General features: G+C 41.5%; 15 protein-coding genes. 8 read left to right on the top strand and 7 right to left on the bottom strand.

Going from position 1 to position 18,936, the window contains the following annotated elements; genetic code table 11:
- The first annotated feature begins 159 nt into the window (after positions 1-159).
- The 3 genes from AS141_RS04100 to AS141_RS04090 all read left to right on the top strand — a co-directional run bounded on the left by AS141_RS04100 (position 160) and on the right by AS141_RS04090 (position 2,991).
- Positions 160-1,008, top strand: a complete 849-nt coding sequence (locus tag AS141_RS04100) for a trypsin-like serine protease (RefSeq protein WP_057936366.1) — start codon at positions 160-162, stop codon at positions 1,006-1,008.
- A 154-nt stretch (positions 1,009-1,162) separates the two neighbouring features.
- Positions 1,163-2,314 carry a 6-bladed beta-propeller gene (locus tag AS141_RS04095; RefSeq protein WP_057936365.1) on the top strand — a complete coding sequence of 384 codons (1,152 nt, stop codon included), beginning with the start codon at positions 1,163-1,165 and terminating at the stop codon, positions 2,312-2,314.
- Positions 2,311-2,991 carry a LytR/AlgR family response regulator transcription factor gene (locus AS141_RS04090; RefSeq protein WP_057936364.1) on the top strand — a complete coding sequence of 227 codons (681 nt, stop codon included), beginning with the start codon at positions 2,311-2,313 and terminating at the stop codon, positions 2,989-2,991. The genes AS141_RS04095 and AS141_RS04090 overlap by 4 nt, the downstream gene beginning before the upstream one ends.
- A 24-nt stretch (positions 2,992-3,015) precedes the next feature.
- On the opposite strand, the gene AS141_RS04085 is transcribed toward AS141_RS04090, so the two are convergent.
- On the bottom strand, positions 3,016-3,888 hold the full coding sequence (locus tag AS141_RS04085) for an AraC family transcriptional regulator (RefSeq protein WP_057936363.1): 873 nt from the start codon (positions 3,886-3,888) through the stop codon (positions 3,016-3,018).
- 367 nt (positions 3,889-4,255) lie between these two features.
- On the opposite strand from AS141_RS04085, the gene AS141_RS04080 reads away from it, so the two are divergent.
- From AS141_RS04080 to AS141_RS04065, 4 genes are all read left to right on the top strand, one after another.
- Positions 4,256-7,768 carry a PVC-type heme-binding CxxCH protein gene (locus AS141_RS04080; RefSeq protein WP_082632176.1) on the top strand — a complete coding sequence of 1,171 codons (3,513 nt, stop codon included), beginning with the start codon at positions 4,256-4,258 and terminating at the stop codon, positions 7,766-7,768.
- A 1-nt stretch (position 7,769) separates the two neighbouring features.
- The gene (locus tag AS141_RS04075; RefSeq protein ID WP_057936362.1) at positions 7,770-8,630 is read left to right on the top strand and encodes a sugar phosphate isomerase/epimerase family protein; all 861 of its coding nucleotides are present in this window, start codon (positions 7,770-7,772) and stop codon (positions 8,628-8,630) included.
- Between the two features lie 77 nt (positions 8,631-8,707).
- Positions 8,708-9,820 (top strand): Gfo/Idh/MocA family protein, encoded by a 1,113-nt coding sequence (locus tag AS141_RS04070; RefSeq protein WP_057936361.1) that lies wholly within the window; start codon positions 8,708-8,710, stop codon positions 9,818-9,820.
- Positions 9,821-9,954: 134 nt separating this feature from the next.
- Positions 9,955-10,392: a c-type cytochrome gene (locus AS141_RS04065; RefSeq protein ID WP_057936360.1), complete on the top strand. Its 438-nt coding sequence runs from the start codon at positions 9,955-9,957 to the stop codon at positions 10,390-10,392.
- Positions 10,393-10,516: 124 nt separating this feature from the next.
- Here the strand turns inward: AS141_RS04065 and AS141_RS04060 are convergent, their stop codons facing one another.
- The 6 genes from AS141_RS04060 to AS141_RS04035 form a co-directional block, all read right to left on the bottom strand.
- A complete protein-coding gene (locus AS141_RS04060; RefSeq protein ID WP_157243384.1) occupies positions 10,517-10,891 on the bottom strand; it encodes a hypothetical protein in 375 nt (124 codons plus the stop codon).
- Positions 10,892-11,315: 424 nt separating this feature from the next.
- Positions 11,316-12,338, bottom strand: a complete 1,023-nt coding sequence (locus AS141_RS04055) for an OmpA family protein (protein ID WP_082632175.1) — start codon at positions 12,336-12,338, stop codon at positions 11,316-11,318.
- 210 nt (positions 12,339-12,548) lie between these two features.
- On the bottom strand, positions 12,549-13,067 hold the full coding sequence (locus tag AS141_RS04050) for a hypothetical protein (RefSeq protein WP_057936357.1): 519 nt from the start codon (positions 13,065-13,067) through the stop codon (positions 12,549-12,551).
- A 163-nt stretch (positions 13,068-13,230) separates the two neighbouring features.
- Positions 13,231-14,175 (bottom strand): hypothetical protein, encoded by a 945-nt coding sequence (locus tag AS141_RS04045; protein ID WP_057936356.1) that lies wholly within the window; start codon positions 14,173-14,175, stop codon positions 13,231-13,233.
- Positions 14,176-14,594: 419 nt separating this feature from the next.
- The gene (locus tag AS141_RS04040) at positions 14,595-15,359 is read right to left on the bottom strand and encodes a LytR/AlgR family response regulator transcription factor (protein WP_057936355.1); all 765 of its coding nucleotides are present in this window, start codon (positions 15,357-15,359) and stop codon (positions 14,595-14,597) included.
- A gap of 12 nt (positions 15,360-15,371) precedes the next feature.
- Complete coding sequence (locus AS141_RS04035; protein WP_057936354.1) at positions 15,372-17,141, bottom strand: tetratricopeptide repeat-containing sensor histidine kinase; 1,770 nt, start codon at positions 17,139-17,141, stop codon at positions 15,372-15,374.
- Between the two features lie 414 nt (positions 17,142-17,555).
- Between AS141_RS04035 and AS141_RS04030 the strand changes: the two genes are divergently transcribed.
- On the top strand, positions 17,556-18,914 hold the full coding sequence (locus tag AS141_RS04030; protein ID WP_057936353.1) for a metal-dependent hydrolase family protein: 1,359 nt from the start codon (positions 17,556-17,558) through the stop codon (positions 18,912-18,914).
- The last annotated feature ends 22 nt before the right edge of the window (positions 18,915-18,936 follow it).

The following is an 18,936-nucleotide window of genomic DNA, read 5'->3' as shown; positions in this document are numbered from 1 at the left end:
GGGATGATTATAATGCATGCGAGATTCCATATGGCCTTTAAAAGACAAATTATAATCATATGAAATCGACACGATTAATATCATCATTAAAACACACAGGCAATGATTATTTTAATCTTCAAAGATTCCATCTGACCATTTTAAAACAATTATAAACAGATGACATTTATAAACAAATATAGCAAGGTCGGATCAGCAGTTCTGGTAGCTTTAATCAGTACTGCTTGCATTTTTCCAACAGCAGTAATAAAGGGTATAATCCGACATGATGTACCAATCCAAAAATATTTGGAATTGGGAAACCAGACACAATATGACTGTATAGGCCGTTATTCTGAATCTATAAAAAGTTCCGATTATGCCGTCGGCGTATTGATAGCATCTCAATGGGTTTTGACAGCCTCACATTTCGTTCAAGACAGTTCTGTCTGGAAATTCGGAGATAGATTTTATCAAACAAAAAAAATAGTCAAACACCCTAAATTAAACCCTGGTGATGAAGAAGTGCAGTGGAACGGCTGGGATATGGCCTTGGTTGAATTGGAAGAAGATGTTTTGGGCATAGTGCCGGCCCAGCGCTACTATGGGGATGAAGAGCTCGGCCAGGTTATTACAAAAGTAGGCTACGGATATGTAGGAAATGGTACTATAGGGATGGAAAGCCCAAGAAGACAAGAGAAATTAGCTGGACAAAATACGATTGATGCAATTGGTGGAACATTTCAAAACAGGAATTTCCGCAAAGATGTGATGGTATGTGATTTTGATAGTCCCATTGGTCCTGGGCAAAATAAGTTTGGTTCACCTACTCCGTTAGCATTAGAAATAGGAGGTTCTAAAGGAGATAGCGGAGGGGGAGTATTTATGGATGTTAATGGACAAAGCCTGTTAGTCGGGATAGTTTCGGGCGCACTGAACCGGGAGATTAAATACGGATCAGTCTTGGCATTGGCTAGAGTTTCCTCAGCAAACCAGTGGATAGATTCTGTTATTTCTGAGACCGAATAGTGTATTATTTGCCAGGACAAATGGATAAAGCAAGGCCGGGAACCAGGAATCAGTTTTGAACATGTCGATTGCAACCCTTTCATTTCTACTTACAAAAACATAGCTTAACCCTAGTTACGTACCGCACAGAACATTTTGCCTTTTTCTTACTACTATGAGAAACTTCAGTACCTATATTTTTTCAATCTTATTCTTTAGCGCACTCAGCAGCTGCTCTGAAGTCAATGAAGAGATAGAATCCTCTCATGATTTCGTTATCCCTTTTGATTTAGCAAAGCCTTTGGTTCTAGAGGATTTTGTTTCCGCTCAGTCCTATGTGTTACTGAGCACCGAAACCGAAGCATTATATAGCCAAGCCGATAAGCTAATCGCTGCACACGGTAAGTTTTACCTCTTTGATCATCTGGGAAATTCCGGTGTTTTAGTCTTTGATGGAGCCGGTAATTTTCTGCAAAAAATCGGAGAATTTGGGGAGGGACCGACGCAACTTAGAGGTATCACGGATTTTCAAGTAAGTGAAAATGGTGAAATTCAAGTTCTAGACAAGCAACTCGGTTCTATTATAACCTATTCAGCAGAAGGAGTTTGGAAGGAGAAAATGGAAATTCCATTTAACATAGGAGATTTTTTGCAATGGAAAAATAAGTGGTTCTTTGCATTGGACAGATTCAGTCAGAATGAAGAACAATTTTCCGATCACAAGCTGGCTGTATTGGAGGCAAACATGGAAACAGATAGCCTCTACTTCCACTATGCAACTGATTCTGAGAATGCCAATATCTATTACCACGCAGGGCTTTTATCCACCGCCGATCACCAACTCATCTACCATAGGCCACCGGATGACACCATCCGGGTTTTTGATAGAAAAGGTACCTTGTCTAATACTGTCGTGATTGATTTTGCAGAGAATACCTTGCCTTTGGCAGCTGTAAATGATTTTCTGAAGATGCAGGAATATAAACAGCAAGAGGTGGATTTCCGCTATCTGCAAACTCCTGCACTGATGGTTAGCAACAAACTGCTTGGGCTTATTTCCAGCAGTAAAAACCAAATCTGGACTTATATAATAGATTTGAATTCAAGGTCGCTCTATACGCAGAAAATAAACCTGTCCCAGTTACATGTCAAAGATGTCATTATTCCCTCTGCAACTATGGGCGATACTGCAATAGTCTCCATGATTGATCCAATGACATTTTCTCAGGATGCTTTCCCTGGGAAATATCCGGCACATGTAGCTGCCCATTTGGAGAATGAGGGAACTGTCCTACTTATCAATCAATTAAAAAACCAAAACAAATGATTCACGCCATAGCTATTGATGATGAAAATATGGCCTTGGAAGTCATCAAATCCCATGCTTCAAAAGTTCCGTTCTTAGAGCTGACCGCTACATTCACCAATGCCGTGGAAGGGCTGGAATACCTCAGAAGCAATCCGGTCGATTTAATATTTTTGGATATCAATATGCCCGACATTTCCGGTGTGGAGCTGGCGGCACTTTTGCCAAAGGAAACACAGGTAATCTTCACAACTGCCTATTCTGACTACGCAGTACAGGGCTTTGAACTGGATGCACTGGATTATTTATTAAAACCGTTTAATCTGGTACGATTTCTTAAAGCCTGTCAAAAAGCCCAGGAATGGCTGGAGCTTCAGCCTTCTAACCGCCAACAGTTTATTTATGTAAAAACTTCACAGGGACAGGTGAAGGCAAAATTCAAAGATCTGTTTTGCTGCGAGGCTACGGGCAATTATGTGACTTTCCATCTGAGAAACGAAAAAATGATGAGCAGGATTACACTCGCCGAAATAGAAAAGGAGCTTCCCTCCTCTTTTATCCGCACCCATCGCTCTTATATAGTCAATTCAGAATTGGTGGACAAAGCTGAACGTCATCAGTTGATATTGGAAGGCCAATCATTTCCGGTCAGCCTGTCTTTTATGGATCAGGTGATGGGTAAATTCGACAATAGCTGAAGAAAATAAATGTTTGGAAGGGAATTAAAACGGTTCGATAAACTCCTTTTTATAAGCTAGCGGGGTCTTCCCTATCCGGTCCTTAAACTGTTTGTTGAAGTTGGAAAGTGTGGGGAATCCACTTTCAAAACAAACCTGACTGATATTCAAATCCTCATCCTGAAGCAGTTTTCTTGCATTACTGATCCGTACATCTCCCAGAAAATCCGAAAAGGACTTATTCACCCGTGACTTAAAATAGCGACTAAAAGCACTTTCGGACATATTAGCCAGAGAAGCGACCTCCTGCAGTGTTATCTTTTCCTTGAAATTCTTCAAAATATAATCGAGAATCTCCCCCATTCTATCTTTTTCGGATACAGGATGATTATACGAGTAATTGACTTGGGTAATAGGTTTAATCTCAGAGGACTCAGCCAATATATGAAGGATTTGCAGGAGCTTGATGATACTTGGAACACCTGTTAGATTTACCATTTCTTTCATCAGTGCTACAACTTTTTGGTTGGTTTTTCCAGTGATTTCCAAACCACGCGCTGCGTGAACCAATAGATTCGAAATTTCCTCAAATTCCTCTTTTTCCATAGATCCCTCCCCCAGAAAATTTTCTGGAAAATAAATCACAATTCCATGGATATCCAGTCCATTTGCAGGGTCAAAGTAAGCATTGTCACTTCGCCAAACATGAGGCAGCCCTGGACCGGTCAGCACTGTGTCCCCGCCCTTGAAAGGTTTGATATGATCGCCGATGTAGCGGGTGCCACTTCCCCGCAAAATTGCCACCAATTGGTATTCAGGATGCGCATGCCATTGCTTATCAAAATACGGGTCTCTCATTTCCCTGATTACAAAGGCCTTATTCTCCGGAATCCCGGATTTTTGTAAGGGTTCTTTCATTTGTTAATACTTGTTTTTTTAATCTGCCATATAACGAGTCCCTAGTGTGATCCGAAAGAATATCGTAGTGGATACTAATCCGGTTGTCTGTACTTAAGGACATGCCCGTCTGCTTTCAGACAAGCTCGATTTTATATGATTATACTTTGTTTTTCAGCGGCCATTGGGAATCTCGCATTGAATAATAGTCCGGTTAGCTGTACTAAGAGACATGCTTGATTTCACGTAATATTGCTGGTTTACTATATCAATAGTATACTTTTCATGCATAATTTGACAAAATTCAGTCATTTATCAAGCTAAAACAGGAAGAAACGGTCAAATTAATACGTGAATTTAGTAGGCTAAATATTATTTAAATTCTGTTATGATTCTCGAAACCCCAAAAGTACCTAAATCACCCTATGTAGGCCTGGTGATTTTAATGCTAGCTTTCCTCACGGGATGCGGTGGCAAAGGCAACAAAAACTTCCTGTCCTCGACCGAACCAAGGCGAGTTGAGATATTGGTTCTCGGGCATGAAAGTGAGCATCACAATTCTGAAAAGCTGATGATGTATCTACAAACTCCGCTTTTCCAGCGGGGAATCAACCTCACATACACTTCTGATGTAGCGGATCTGAATCCTACCAAACTTAACAATTACGATGGATTGATGATCTATGCAAATCATGATGAGATTTCGCCGGATCAGGAAACAGCCCTGAAGGATTATGTGCAGGGTGGCAAAGCACTTATTCCCATCCATAGCGCTTCATTCTGTTTCCGAAATTCACCTTGGTTCGTAGAGGCAGTCGGTGGACAGTTTAAATCCCACGGAACCGGTGACTTCACTGTGGATATAATAGATGCGGATCATCCTGCCATGCAGGGAATCAGTGAGTTTGAAACTTGGGATGAGACGTATGTTCATAGCAACATCAACCCGGATATGCATGTACTGATGGAGCGTGTGGAAGGTGATCATAAAGAGCCTTATACCTGGGTTAGGGATGAAGGAAAAGGACGTGTATTCTACACCGCTTATGGCCACGATGAGAAAACCTGGGAGAAAGAACAATTTCAGCAACTCATAGCGAATGGTATCCTTTGGGCCGTAGGAAATGATGTGAATAAACAGTTGATCGCATACGACATTCCCCAACCACAATTTGAGGATGCAGATATCCCTAATTACGAAAATAGAGATCCAGCACCACGGTTCCAGCTACCTCTTTCCCCTGAAGAGTCTATGAAACTTGTTCAGACTCCGGTAGGCTTCGAATTAGAACTGTTTGCCTCTGAGCCTATGATCATCAACCCTATTGCTTTTGCCTGGGATGAAAGAGGGAGATTATTCGTGATCGAAACCACTGATTATCCCAATGAAGTGCGTAAGGAGAGCGGCGATGATGTGATCAAAATATTGGAAGACACGAATGGAGATGGCAAAGCAGATAAAGTAACTGTTTTTGCAGAAGGTTTGAATATCCCTACCTCAATAGTCGCTGTGAATGGAGGAATGCTGGTATCCATGGCCCCTGACTTTGTATTCCTGAAGGATACCGATGGAGATGATGTAGCTGATGTACGTGAGACGATCATGACTGGTTGGGGTAAATATGATACCCATGCAGGTCCGTCAAATTTAAAATATGGTTTTGATAATAAAATATGGGGAGTATTAGGTTATTCTGGATTTAACGGCACTGTGAGTGGCAAGCAACATAACTTCAGCCAGGGAGTTTATCGCTTTGACCCTGCCGGTGAAAATATGGAGTTTCTTGGCCGGACAAGCAACAACACGTGGGGCCTTGGATTTTCTGAAGATTTTGAAACTTTTATCTCCACTGCAAATGGTCAGCACTCGGTGTACTTGGCCATGGATAATAAGTATGTAAAGAGAACTGTGTACAAAGGTACTCCAAACACCGCCACGGGCATCGATACACATTTTGACATGCCACACATCACCCCTTTCCTTAGACAGGTTGATTGGCATGGAAGTTATACAGCTGCGGCTGGGCATAACATCTACACGGCCAGAAATTTTCCAGAAGAATATTGGAACAAAATCGGCTTTGTCGCAGAGCCAACCGGACGTGTTCTTCATAATAGCAGGCTGATAGAAGAAGGATCAGGATTTAAAGAAAAGAATGCCTTTAATATTTTGCAGAGTTCCGACGAATGGTTCAGCCCTGTACATGCTGAAGTTGGTCCTGATGGATCGCTTTGGGTAGCAGATTGGTATAATTTTATTATACAGCACAATCCTACTCCCAGAGGATTTGAAAACGGAGAAGGCAACGCCTACATCAACCCTCTTCGGGATAGCAAGCACGGTAGAATCTACAGACTTACCTATAAAGGTGGGGAAGCTTCCAAAACTTTTGATTTGAAAGATGCAGACGCCAACGACTTGCTTGCAGCTATGAAGAGTGACAATTTGTTCTGGAGACTTACTGCGCAGAGACTGATCGTAGAAAGCCAGAATAAAGAAGTAGTGGACGGGTTATATGAGCTGATTAACTCCCAGGAAGTAGATGGTGCCGGCATCAACGGACCGGCGATCAATGCCATGTGGACGCTAAAAGGTTTGGGAGAACTGGAAGGAAATAATACCCAGGCCCAGGAAGTGATTGAAAAAGCGCTTAGCCATCCTTCTGCAGCAGTCAGAAAAAATGCGACAAGGGTAATCCCTAAAAACCAAGCTGCCCTTGATGCTATTATGGCAGCCAACCTAATGGAAGATTCGAGTCTTCAAGTAAGGAAATTTGCAATTTTGGCGGTGTCCGAAATGCCTGCTTCGGAGAATGTATCCAAAAAGCTATTGGCTATTTCTGAGGATGCAGACAACGCAAAAGATGAATATTTACCTCAGGCGATTTTTGCTGCGGCATTGACACATCCATCCGCATTTGAAGGTAGACCAGTTCCAGAAGAGACAGCTGCAGATGCAGAAATGGGGATAGCTGACAGAATTTCCAAAAGCCTTGTGTCAGAACTCTATTCTCTAAGCACGAGAAATGCCCTTCTTTTCCCACCCGATCCGTCTGGTAAAGAAATTACAATTCAGATGGAAGTGACGCCGGGAAGAGACCCACTGGATGGGGTGATGGTAGCTCAGGGTAATAATGAAAATGGCTACAGCTTGTACGTATACAAGGATGCCCTTCACTTTGCGGTAGCCCAGGAAGGTGATGTCAAAATCATCAGCTCTAGAAAAAACTTGCCTTCAGAGAAATTCTGGGTAACAGCAACTCTTCTGGAAGGTGGAAATATGAGTCTGAAAATTGACGATAAGGAAGTGGCCAAAGGAAAAACCAAAGGACTTTTCTCTGCTCCAATGGCACCCGACAATGTACGCATTGGTCAGTTTGACTCAGGAAATAAGGTAGGCGACTATGAAGGAAACTGGAGATTCTCCGGCAGAATCGGGAATGACTCCAGCCTGGATTTGAAGAAACCTGCTTCGGATGGGGAGAATGAAGCTGTAGCCTCGCTGAAAGAATCAGAAGTAGTGAAAAACGGACTTCTTACCCTCACTGCAGTTCCTCATGAGATGAGATTCGACAAGTCTACTTTCATAGTCAATGCTGGCAGCAAACTGGTGGTAGATTTCAAAAACCCAGACTACGTGCAGCATAACCTGATCATAGGTGCAATAGGCTCACTGGAGAAAATCAGTGAAGCTGCAATGAAGATGGCTCAGGACTTAACTGGCATGGACAAGAGCTTTGTTCCCGGTATTCCGGAGGTGTTGGCAGCTACCAGCTTGGTCTTCCCAAACTCTGAAGAAACCATCATCATGACCGTACCATCCGAACGGGGAGAATATCCTTTCGTCTGTACACTTCCTAACCATTGGAAGACGATGAACGGCATAATGAAAGTAATATAATATGGCATTAGAAGTAAAATTTGGGGTAAGCACTTGGCTTTGGACTTCCCCGTTTTCAAAAGAAACACTGTCAATGCTTCCCAAAATTAAGGAATTCGGTTACGATGTAGTGGAAATCCCCGTGGAAGACCCATCCTTGATCAATATAAATGAAGTAAAACAAGCACTCGCAGATAATGGCCTTGAGGCTGTTATCTGTGGGGCATTTGGCACAAGTCGGGATCTTACCAATGAAGATCCCAGCTTTCATAAAACCAGTTTTGATTACCTTGATTCCTGCTTTGAGATAGCTGCAGGGCTTGGGGCAAAATTCGTCGCCGGTCCTATGTACTCGGCAGTGGGAAAAGCAAGGTTGGTATCCTCTGAGCAAAAGAAAATCGAATGGGACCGAGCTGTTACAAATCTGCGGATTGTCTGTGAAAATGCCAGAAAATCAGGTTTGGATATTGCACTTGAAACGTTGAATAGATTCGAGACTGACCTGATCAACACCTGCCAGGAGCTGATGCAGCTGATTGCAGACATCAACGAGCCAGAGGCAAAGGTAATATTGGATGGGTTTCATATGAACATAGAAGAACCCGACGTAGAAGCCGCTATCCGACGCGCTGGAGAGAAATTGATACATTTTCAGGTATCAGAAAACTACCGTGGAACTCCAGGTACAGGTCAGACCCGCTGGGACGCCTATAAAAGAGGCTTGGAAGCGATCAATTACACAGGTGTGGTCTCTATAGAAAGCTTCACTCCTGATGTGAAAGAGCTTGCAGGTGCAGTGTGTATCTGGAAACCCTTGGTACCCTCTCAGGATGGCTTTGCCAAAGAAGGACTGGAATTCCTTAAAAAATGGGCTGCTGAATAAGCAGGAGGCTATCCGGAGAAATCTAAAGCTTCAGGCTTTTAAACTAAAAACCTTTTTAACCCTTGAAATAGAAAATAATGAGTAAGAAACCATTCAACATCGCCATAATAGGCCTTGGATTTGGAGCTGAGTTTATTCCAATTTATCAAAAGCATAAGCTGGCGAATATGTATGCAATCTGCCAGAGAAATAAAGAAAAAGCCGAAGAGATCGGCAAAGCTTTTGGTATAGAGAAAGTATATACGGACTACGATGAATTGCTGAAAGATCCCAATGTGGATGCAGTTCATATCAATACCCCCATTCAAAATCATGCTGAGCAATCGCTAAAAGCACTTAGAGCGGGCAAGCACGTGGCCTGCACCGTTCCTATGGCCACTTCTGTGGAAGATTGTAAAAAAATCGTAGAGGAAGTTCAGCGTACAGGACTGACTTACATGATGATGGAAACGGTGATCTATAGCCGTGAATTCCTCTTCGTAAAAGAAATGTATGAGAAAGGTGAATTGGGCAAAATCCAGTTCCTGCGTGCTTCTCATCAACAGGAAATGGCCGGCTGGCCTGGATATTGGGAAGGCCTCCCTCCTATGCATTATGCCACTCACTGCGTAGGACCTGTTTTGGCCTTGCCGCAAGCACAGGCAGAATATGTGTCTTGCCTGGGTTCAGGTCGTATAGACGAAAACCTAATTCCAAAGTATGGATCGCCTTTCGCCATAGAGACTTGCCATATCAAATTCAAGGATTCCGATTTGGCCGCCGAAGTGACAAGATCACTTTTCAATACTGCCAGACAGTACAGGGAAAGTTTCGACGTGTATGGATCCAAGAAGTCTTTTGAATGGACCTTGATCGAACATGAAGATTCAGTAATCCATACCGGTGAAAGTCCGCAGAAAGTGAAAATCCCTGATTATGGACATTTGCTTCCTGAGGAGATTGCGCAATTCACTACAGCAGGTGTATATGATGGAGATGACAATCAGCATCTATCCTTTATCCAAGGTTCCGGACATGGAGGCTCCCATCCACATTTGGTCAACGAATTTCTAAATGCCCTGAGTGAGGGGCGTGCTCCTTACCCTGATGCCAAGCAGTCTGCCAACATCACCTGTGTGGGGATATTGGCTCATGAATCAGCTATGGAAGGTGGAAAAATAATTCCTTTGCCCGAATTCACTTTAAGATAAATAAACCAGGTTCAAGTGGATTGGAGCGTATACCTTCAATCCACTTTCCAAAAAAATGTGAAAAATCATGATTAATCTTCTAAACGGTGTCAGGTTTTATTCAAATTTACCGTCTGGATATTAATAACAACAGAATGAAAATTACAAACCTATCAAAGTCAGCTATCGTAGTATTAGCTGTTGCCTTTTTCTCCTGCGGTGGCGGAGAAAACTCTTCTGAAGAAGAAGTCGTAATGGCAACTACGCCTAAAAGCGTACAAACTCCGGCAATTCCTGATCCGGAACCTGTAGAAGAAGTGGTGGAAGGTGCGGGGAGCATAACTGCTACCGGTAAAGTGAAAATGGAGAACTCCGATTGTATGTCCTGCCATATGATGGATAGAAAGGTCATAGGACCTTCATTTTTGGAAATTGCAGCAGAATACCAAAATAATGAAGCGAACATAACCAAACTAGCCGGCAAGGTAATTAATGGAGGGGCCGGAGTATGGGGAGAAGCAGCTATGGCGCCTCACCCCTCGCTGAGTGAAGAAGATGCAAAAGATATGGTCAGTTATATCCTAAGCCTCTAAAAACCGCAGAAATTAAAGATTAGTAAAATAGATTGGGTTACAAGACTAAAAAAGGTGGCTGAACGTTCAGCCACCTTTTTTCATGTGTATAGATAGATTGGGTTAATATTTTTGGGAATTAGGGTTATTTCACGCGGGTGCCCTCAGCATCAAACATTCCCATGAGGTCACCTTTTGCGTGATCATCATCTACTTTTTTAAGTGAGAGCGTTACGTCATATCCACTGATATTGAAAGCAGTATTCACAACGTCACCACTGATCGTCACAGAACTCATTTTACTCTCTTCAGTAGCACCTTCTTCCATAAAATAACCGATGGTCTTACCTTCTACTGTTTCGAATCTCACCGGGATTGTAGCATCGCCATTTGGAGTTCCTTTGACTAATACAGCCCATTTTCCCTCAAAATATTCAGGAGAAGGTTGTGAAGATGCCTGAACCATAATCACAGAAAGCATACACATAATGCCTAAAAAAACTAATTTGTTAATTTTCATTTATTTCGGGTTTTGTTTCGGCTAAATATAGTTATTGTTTTCAATTGACACAATAAGAAACACCCTTTAAAGGCATATGGCGAAAATAAATAGAAAGAGCCAAAAATCGCCATAGGTACGAACAATTCCGTAATCTCCTGCGCTTCCTGTCTTTACCCATGTAGGAATACTCAAAACGGGAGTCCCCCAAGAATAGCTTGCGCTCGAACTGTAATTCCAAAAAGTCTGGAATGGCAGGGCACTTTAGAATGGACCTGCTTCTCAACATTCAACGTAGCTAAGAACTTCTCCATACCCCTAAAATTTAGGGCAAGGGCTACAAAAAATAACAAATCCCGAATCCCTACTTTACTTTTCTTCTAGTCTCCTCTTGATTGCCCAACTAGCTTTATAACAAGTTCAGGCTTTGGAGTTTTGGCCTGCATTATTTTTTGATGAGCTCCACCCTTCTGTTTTTAGCTTTCCCCTCTTTTGTGCTATTATCAGCGATAGGGTCTTTTGATCCGAATCCCTTAGATGTCAGCCGGGATCTGTTTATTCCAAGGCTTATCAATTCCTTTAGTATAGTTTCAGCCCTTTGCTCTGATAAAGACTGATTATGGGATTCAGTTCCTGTATCATCCGTATACCCGCGTATTTCTACTTTCAACTCATTGTTGGCTAGTAGTGCTTTATATATTTCCTTCACTGCCAGCTCTCCATCAGGTTTTAAAGTAGCTCTGTTTGTATCAAAATTAATGTAAAGAACCACTTTTCCTTGTTCGGAGAGCTCCTTTTCTATTTTCTCAGATTCCAACAGTGTTATAGATTGCCTGAATTCCTCCTGTTGAAGAATATTCAGATTCCCATCAGTCAACTGAATGAAAATATTACCTCCATCTTTCCTGCGGATCGCATATACTTTGATAGTTTCACCAACATACCCGATGGAACCATCCTCACCCAGATAGGTTGCTTTTTCATGATATCTTTCGTATTCATCATTCGTGATTTGCCCGTCGAAAATCTTTACCCCTCCCACTGATGTAATGATATCATCATAGCTTTTAAAAAAGTAGGCCGTTGACCAATCCTCTTCCGAATCATCTGCTTCTGTAACATAGGTCTTCATAACCCTTCCTTCCAAAGGAGTCATAACCCCATCAATCGGGAAATAAATGACATCATATTTCCGGGTAATGGGCTTGTTTAAAGCCTTGAATCCCTCCGGAAAACTAAAAAAAGGAAAATCTCCTAGTTCCACATCCGAAACAGGAAGGTTGGCTATATCGAATTCTACTTCATTCGTTGCGGGTTTCTCTTCTGAAAGTACACTACCAGGCCCTGAATCCTCCAGCTCCATAGTATCAGAATGAGCAGGAATTTCACCTACCTCTTCCCCTGTTTTCTTAGAATTGCAACCCACTAGCACTAGCGCTATAAAGCAATAAAAATATATGGTTTTCATGTGTTTATTAGTTGATTTTCAACAGCATCCCAGTGTGTGACTCTTGAGTCATGCTCGATTTCATCTTAGGTAAAATCCCATTATTGGCATATAAAACATGTATAAAACTGAAATTTCAAGTACATCCAACCTGGATTAAGGACAGAAAAAAATGGTAAAACCACACTTTCCTGTCCTTAATCTATAGTAGAAGTGTCTTATCCTTTCCTCTTAAAGTTTGAAAGCCACTCCTATGTTCATCCATCCCCAGTTGTTTCCCAACTCTCCGTAAGCTGCCACTTTATCCGTAAAATAATATCGTGCCCCTAAATGAAATGCAGCATACATACCACTCCCATAAGAATAGGAAGATCCATCTCCTACAGACCAGTTAAAGTTTCTGTAATAAAGTCCCAATCCTGCATAAAGATCAAGTTTGTTGTCAACCAGTTCACTGTAGTGATAAGATCCTCTTCCTCCCACTGTCAATACTTTATAAGCATCGAAGGAGGTAAATCCCAAATCTCCGCCGATTCCGATAGAGCCGGTATTCAGATCCGTGATTCCGTACTCCACTCCGACCCCTAATGGCAGGCCCCCTGAGCCGGCATAAGAAAAAGTATGGCCTAAGCCCAACCCTGCGCTAAGCACCCAATCCCCCTGTTGAAAGGACTGGGCCTTGCTTTCCAAAGAGTTGACACAAGTAAAAAGTGTCGCAATAAGAACAATAAAGATAGTTTTCTTTCCCATGTTAGTTAATTGATAAAATAGTTAATTAATAGTTTCTGTTTATTTTATTGAACACTATGCATTTAGAAGGCGATGGTGTCCTGACAATCCAAACATCTACTTCAGATTGAATAGCATAATCTTTGAGTCCACTCCCTTTGAAAAATGGCGTTGACAGTTCCGTTTATTCTTGGAATAAAATATCCAACAAGATAGAATTGATCATTGCCTCATCTTCCGGAAAACTGTACTGCGGATCACTTTGCCTAATCGAAACCTCTTCATCACCCACTTGACGCGGATTCAAATCAGTCACTTCATACACTACAGGATAATTTTCATTGCTGATGTGGTGAATGGCCATTTTTAAAATACCCTGCTGCTCATCCAAAAGATAAGGCATGACATAATTGATAGAATTGGGTATTAAGTCGGAAGTCCATGCTTCAACTTTCAAAAACCCTCCTGCACCACCACCTCCATCTTTCAATGAATAGACTACTTTTTTACATAAATAACCTGCCACAATAGCTGTTTCGTCGGTTCTGAGGATATCAAATCCATCTCCAGTCAACACCGTTTGCGGACCTCCTTCCAGATACAGCTCATTCGAATAACTAAAAGTCAGCTCTTTATCAGAATTGGAATGGCTCATCATATACAGCATCCCCTCTTGATTGGCAGTGTTAAATTGAATTTCTCCGTGATATTGTAAGGTATTGTATTTGGTAGTGGCCTTAGTAAGGTCCTGCACAACTATTTCCTTGCTGTTTATAGCATGAAACAGCATTGAAAAAGTGTAGCCAAGATTACCCGGGTTACTATCCTCCAACGCATTCAAAAATTCCTGAATGTCACTTTTCTCTTCCTCGCCCAAACCCTCCATGATATCCTCCATCTGTTGGCTTACGTTTCCTGCTTCCAGGTCCAGGTGTTTATAGATATCATACATAGGATTATTGACCATGTCGACACTTACTGTAAGTTTCCCTTCTATAAAGGGATTGGTATTGCCCACCTGGTCTTCCATATCCTCGGAATTGTTACAGGCAATTGATAAACCGGAAAAAAGGAAAAGCATGGCCCCATACCTCATCTTTTCCATCCAAAAACGTCTTGAACCAATCATGAATTATCTGAATTTAAATAGTAATGTAATTTCTAATAAATGCGGAGCTGGTGGGACCGAACCCAAATTCAGCTGAGGATTTTGTTTTTTTTAATCAATAGCAAAAGTGGGTCGCAACTTCTTTGAACGCTACATTAGCCTATGCCATGTAGTTAAATTCTCAATCTGCTATCCGATAAATCATGGTGTTTTTCATTCGTTGATAGGCAAATTTAGACAACTAAAAGAAGCTCAGAAATATAAAAACAGGCTTTTGAGAATTGACGGGCATATCCTGAGGATTGCATATCAGGTACTGAGAATCTGAATTGTCACAAAGCCTATCTTCACTTATACCCCATGCCTCGACAGATTATTTGAGAAGTTGATTGGAGGGTTCTACTTTGCCAGCAGCTCAAAAAAATCAGCCCTCAAGGAAATCAAAGGTATTGTTTATTCAAATATTTCATGACTGAACTTTTTTTGCTTTGGGAAACTGCTACCTGTAATCCGTTGGTAAGAAAAAGACATTCTTTTCTTTTGTCATAAAGTGAGACGTGGTCCATGTTGACCAGGTAAGACTGGTGTACCCGCAAAAAACCCAACGTGTTTAATTTATCATCATAGTATTTCAGAGGTTGTGATACGATAAGAGGTGCACCGGATGAGATCTCAAAAATGGTGTAATTGTTATCCGCACTTGCATAGAAAATCTGTTTTATAGAAAGCACATGTGCGTTTTCCGCAGTCCTTAAAACGATTTTTTTATCCTCTATTACCGATTGCTTCTGCCCCAGATTATAAAAAAACGTCTCCAGCTCAGTATATCTGACATCCTTCTTTAAGCTATCAATACTTTTGTTTACTGCCCCGATCAGTTCAATCGGTGAAACGGGTTTTAAAAGAAAATCCATGGCACTCAGCCGTAATGCGTCAAGGGCATAGTCTGAAAATGCGGTAATGAATATCACCTTGAAATGAATGGCAGAAATCTGATTGCAAAGTTTGGACAAAAAATCCACTGACTTGCCATCAGGAAGATTTACATCCATAATCAACAGTTCAGGGTGGATTTTAACAAATAGGTTCTCTGCCTCTGTCAAGTCGGCCGCACTATAACAGTTGACATCACTAAAATTATCCCTGATAATATCCAGGATAAATTCCCTGGTGGCCGGGTTATCTTCAACAATCAAACAGTTCATATACTTTTAAAACTAGTAAAATACGGGGAATCTGAAAGTAACTTTGGTGCCGGGGTACTGGGGATCTTCAGAATAATCAGTGATGGAGAGTAGGATTTTTTCCCGGTGACCATGGTTAAATTCCAAAATACGTTTTTTCAATATTTTCATGGACATGGAGCGGTGAAGGCCATCTGTATTAGAAGAGTTAATGTCCCCTATTCCTGTCCCATTATCAGAAATAACTAAGGTCACCATCTTTCTGTCTTCAGAAAGGTCGAATTCCAGATTTACCTTTCCATTTTCTCTTTTTCCTGCCCCATGCAAAATGGCATTTTCGACAAAAGGCTGGATAAACATTCCCGGAATGGAACAACTTTCCATGGCCTCTGCATCGCTGATCGTCAAATTGAAATCAAAATTATAGCTTAGCTGCTGCAAGCTCAGGTAATGCCGGATCATGCCCACTTCCTCTGTGATGGGAATGAAATCCTTCTCTGAGTTTTCTAAAACAGAACGGACCAATTTACTGAAAGCAGCAATGTATTCGGCAGATTTATCCCTTTTCTCTCTATAGATATAATTCTGGATACTTTGAAGTGCATTAAAAATAAAATGCGGATTGAGCTGGGTTAGTAAAAAGCGCTGGTTCAATTTTGATTTTTCCAAAGCTTGCTGTGTTCTGCGTTGCTTGAGCAACAACAGCAAAAAGCCCGTAAGAACCAACAGTGATAGAACAATCAATCCTGCCAGGATTCTTTCTTTGAGGATCAATTTTCTTTGAAGGTCATTTTCAGCCTCCAGGTTTTCTATCTTAAGTTCCTTTTTTTCAGATTCATATTTTTCAGTAATTTCCAGCACTTTTGCTTTCTCGGAAACTTCGTGGAGAGAATCTTTCAGATAAACATATTTTTCCAAATATTCGGATGCTTTAGCCCAGTTTTGCTTTCCCTGGAAGTTTTTCTGCAAATTCCATATTAACTGGATTTCTTCCTTGGGACCGGCATTGTCCAACCCTTTCAGGTAGTAAGATTCCGCCTGATCATAGTCATGTAACATGAAATAACCATAACCTATGTTGTTCAGTGTCTTTGATAGATTACCACTCTGCAATTCCTCCCTTATTTTTAAACTTTCTTTTCCTGCCTGTATAGCCCTTAGCCAATCTTCTTTTTGTAGATAAAAATTGCTGAGATTGGTTGATAAAATCGCCTTTACGTTCCTGTTCCCAAGTTTTTCAGCCATTTCTATAGCCTTATTCGCTGCATTTTCGGCCTCATCCCCATCGCCTAACTCCATGTAAACCCCGAACAGGTTGCTCATTATCGACAACATCAAATTATCTTCCTGCTTCAGTAAGCTTAACGCATGCTCGAAATACTGCTTCGCCGTCCCATATTCCTTTAACCCAGAATAGATTACCCCCAAATTGCTCTCCAGCTTGGCGTAATCTGCTGAATAAGAAGAATCGGTGAGATAATTCAGTCCTTCCAAGTAGTACTTTATGGCTTCCTGTGAATTTTTCTGCGCAAGTTTTACACTCCCGCTTCCATTGAGGAACCTGCCCATCCACAATGAATCATTGTCGGCTTTAGCAGATTCAAATCCCTTTTTAAAAAGAGAGTCAGCTTTACCAAAATCGCCTTTTCTCAGTGAAGAATTCCCATCAAGAAAAAGGCTGTCATGTGAAACCTGAACTGAAAGTTGTAGACCATAACATGCTCCTGTAATCCCTTGGAACAGAAATAAAATAACTACAAGTAATCCATGAGATTGAAATCTTGAACCAATAAAACTTTCCATACTAAAATTCCTCAATCCTGGATTTCCTTAGTGGATTCAAACAGAAAAATAACCGGTCATTTAACCTTACGCTAAATCATTGCCTATTTCTCTTCGTCCTTATGAAATCATGATTAAGAATGGTTTTTATTATTAAAATTGAATTACGCCACAAAACAACTAATCGGCTAGAAAATAAGATGCGTTACAAAATTAATCTTTTTTGAGAAAACAACTGAGAAGCACTAAATGGTACCTATCCCTGGAATTTACCTACAGTAACGTTTGTATCAACTTACCCCAAAATGCTTCACCTTTTAACGAAAGAAATCCGGAAAATGGAAGTCATCAGAAAAAACAGGACTTTCAATAAGAGATGTGTAGTTTTTTTTCAAAAACTAATAGTAAATTGATTGAAGTTAACCCCTAAACAAGATGCATACTTTTTCACTTAAATCCGTTTTTCTTGTCCTTCTGACAGTATTTACAACTACATTCTATTCCCTGGGCCAGGAGAAAAACCTGTTGATCCTTGATGTGGTAATTTTTGACGGAATCAATGAAACCACCTTTCCGGGTCATGTTTGGATTCAGGGAAACAAGATCAGGCAGGTTTCCAAGACAGCCATTGCGCTCCCCTCAGATCTGGAAGTTGAGAAGATAGACGGTCAGGGAATGTTTTTAATGCCGGGTTTGATAGATGCACACTACCACACCATGTTTGCCACATTGCCCCAGCTAGCCTTGCTCACCTCTGATGTAGGCTTTGTAAATCTTGCGGCTGGTCAAAATGCAGAGGCAATGCTTCAGCGTGGTTTTACTACGGTCAGAGATTTGGGAGGCCCTGTGTTTGGGTTAAAAAAAGCCATAGACGCCGGGATTATTACAGGACCAAGGATTTTCCCTTCTGGTGCTTTTCTTTCCCAGACTGGCGGACATGGAGATTTCAGGTTGCCTTATGAAGTACCTTCCGATGATTCAAAGGGTCTAAGTTACTCTGAAAGAATCAACGCTGCGGCAATAGCCGATGGACCTGATGAAGTCCTGAAAAAGGCCCGGGAACAATTGATGCTGGGAGCCTCCCAATTAAAATTAATGGCAGGAGGTGGAGTTACTTCAGTCTACGATCCATTGGATGTGAGCCAATATACGGAGGCAGAACTCAAAGCAGCAGTAGATGCCGCAGAAAACTGGGGGACTTATGTCACTGTGCATGCCTACACTCCAAGGGCAATCCAAACTGCCATCAGATCAGGGGTCAAATGCATTGATCATGGGCAGTTAATCGATGAGCAGACAGTAAAGCTAATGGCGGAAAAAGAAATCTGGTGGAGTCTCCAGCCTTTTGTGGAAGAAGAAGGCGCCGTCAATACCACCCTCAGTCCAGAAAGCCGTGCCAAGCAGCTGGAAATGTATCAGGGCACCGATCATGCCTTTGCTCTGGCAAAAAAATATGGCATTAAGACTGCCTGGGGTACAGATGTTCTTTTCAATGCTGACAAAGCAAGTCGTCAAGGCGAAGAACTGCTAAAAATGAAAAGATGGTATTCCAATTTTGAAATTCTCAGAATGGCAACCTCATCTAACGCAGAATTGCTGTCCCTATCAGGGAAAAGAAGTCCATATCCAGGAAAACTAGGTGTCATCCAAGAAAATGCCCTGGCGGATTTACTGTTGATCAACGGGAACCCGTTGGAAAATCTGGAGCTTATCACCAATCCTAAAGAAAATGTCTTAGTAGTGATCAAAGACGGGAAGACTTTTAAAAACATACTTCCTGACCCGGAACATTAACATAGGATCACGCCCATTCTTT

Origin of the sequence: Algoriphagus resistens (assembly GCF_001442615.1) — a bacterium.
Taxonomy (GTDB): Bacteria; Bacteroidota; Bacteroidia; order Cytophagales; family Cyclobacteriaceae; genus Algoriphagus; species Algoriphagus resistens.
Note: the sequence above shows the minus strand (reverse complement) of the source record. Positions and strands in the feature narration are given on the sequence as shown.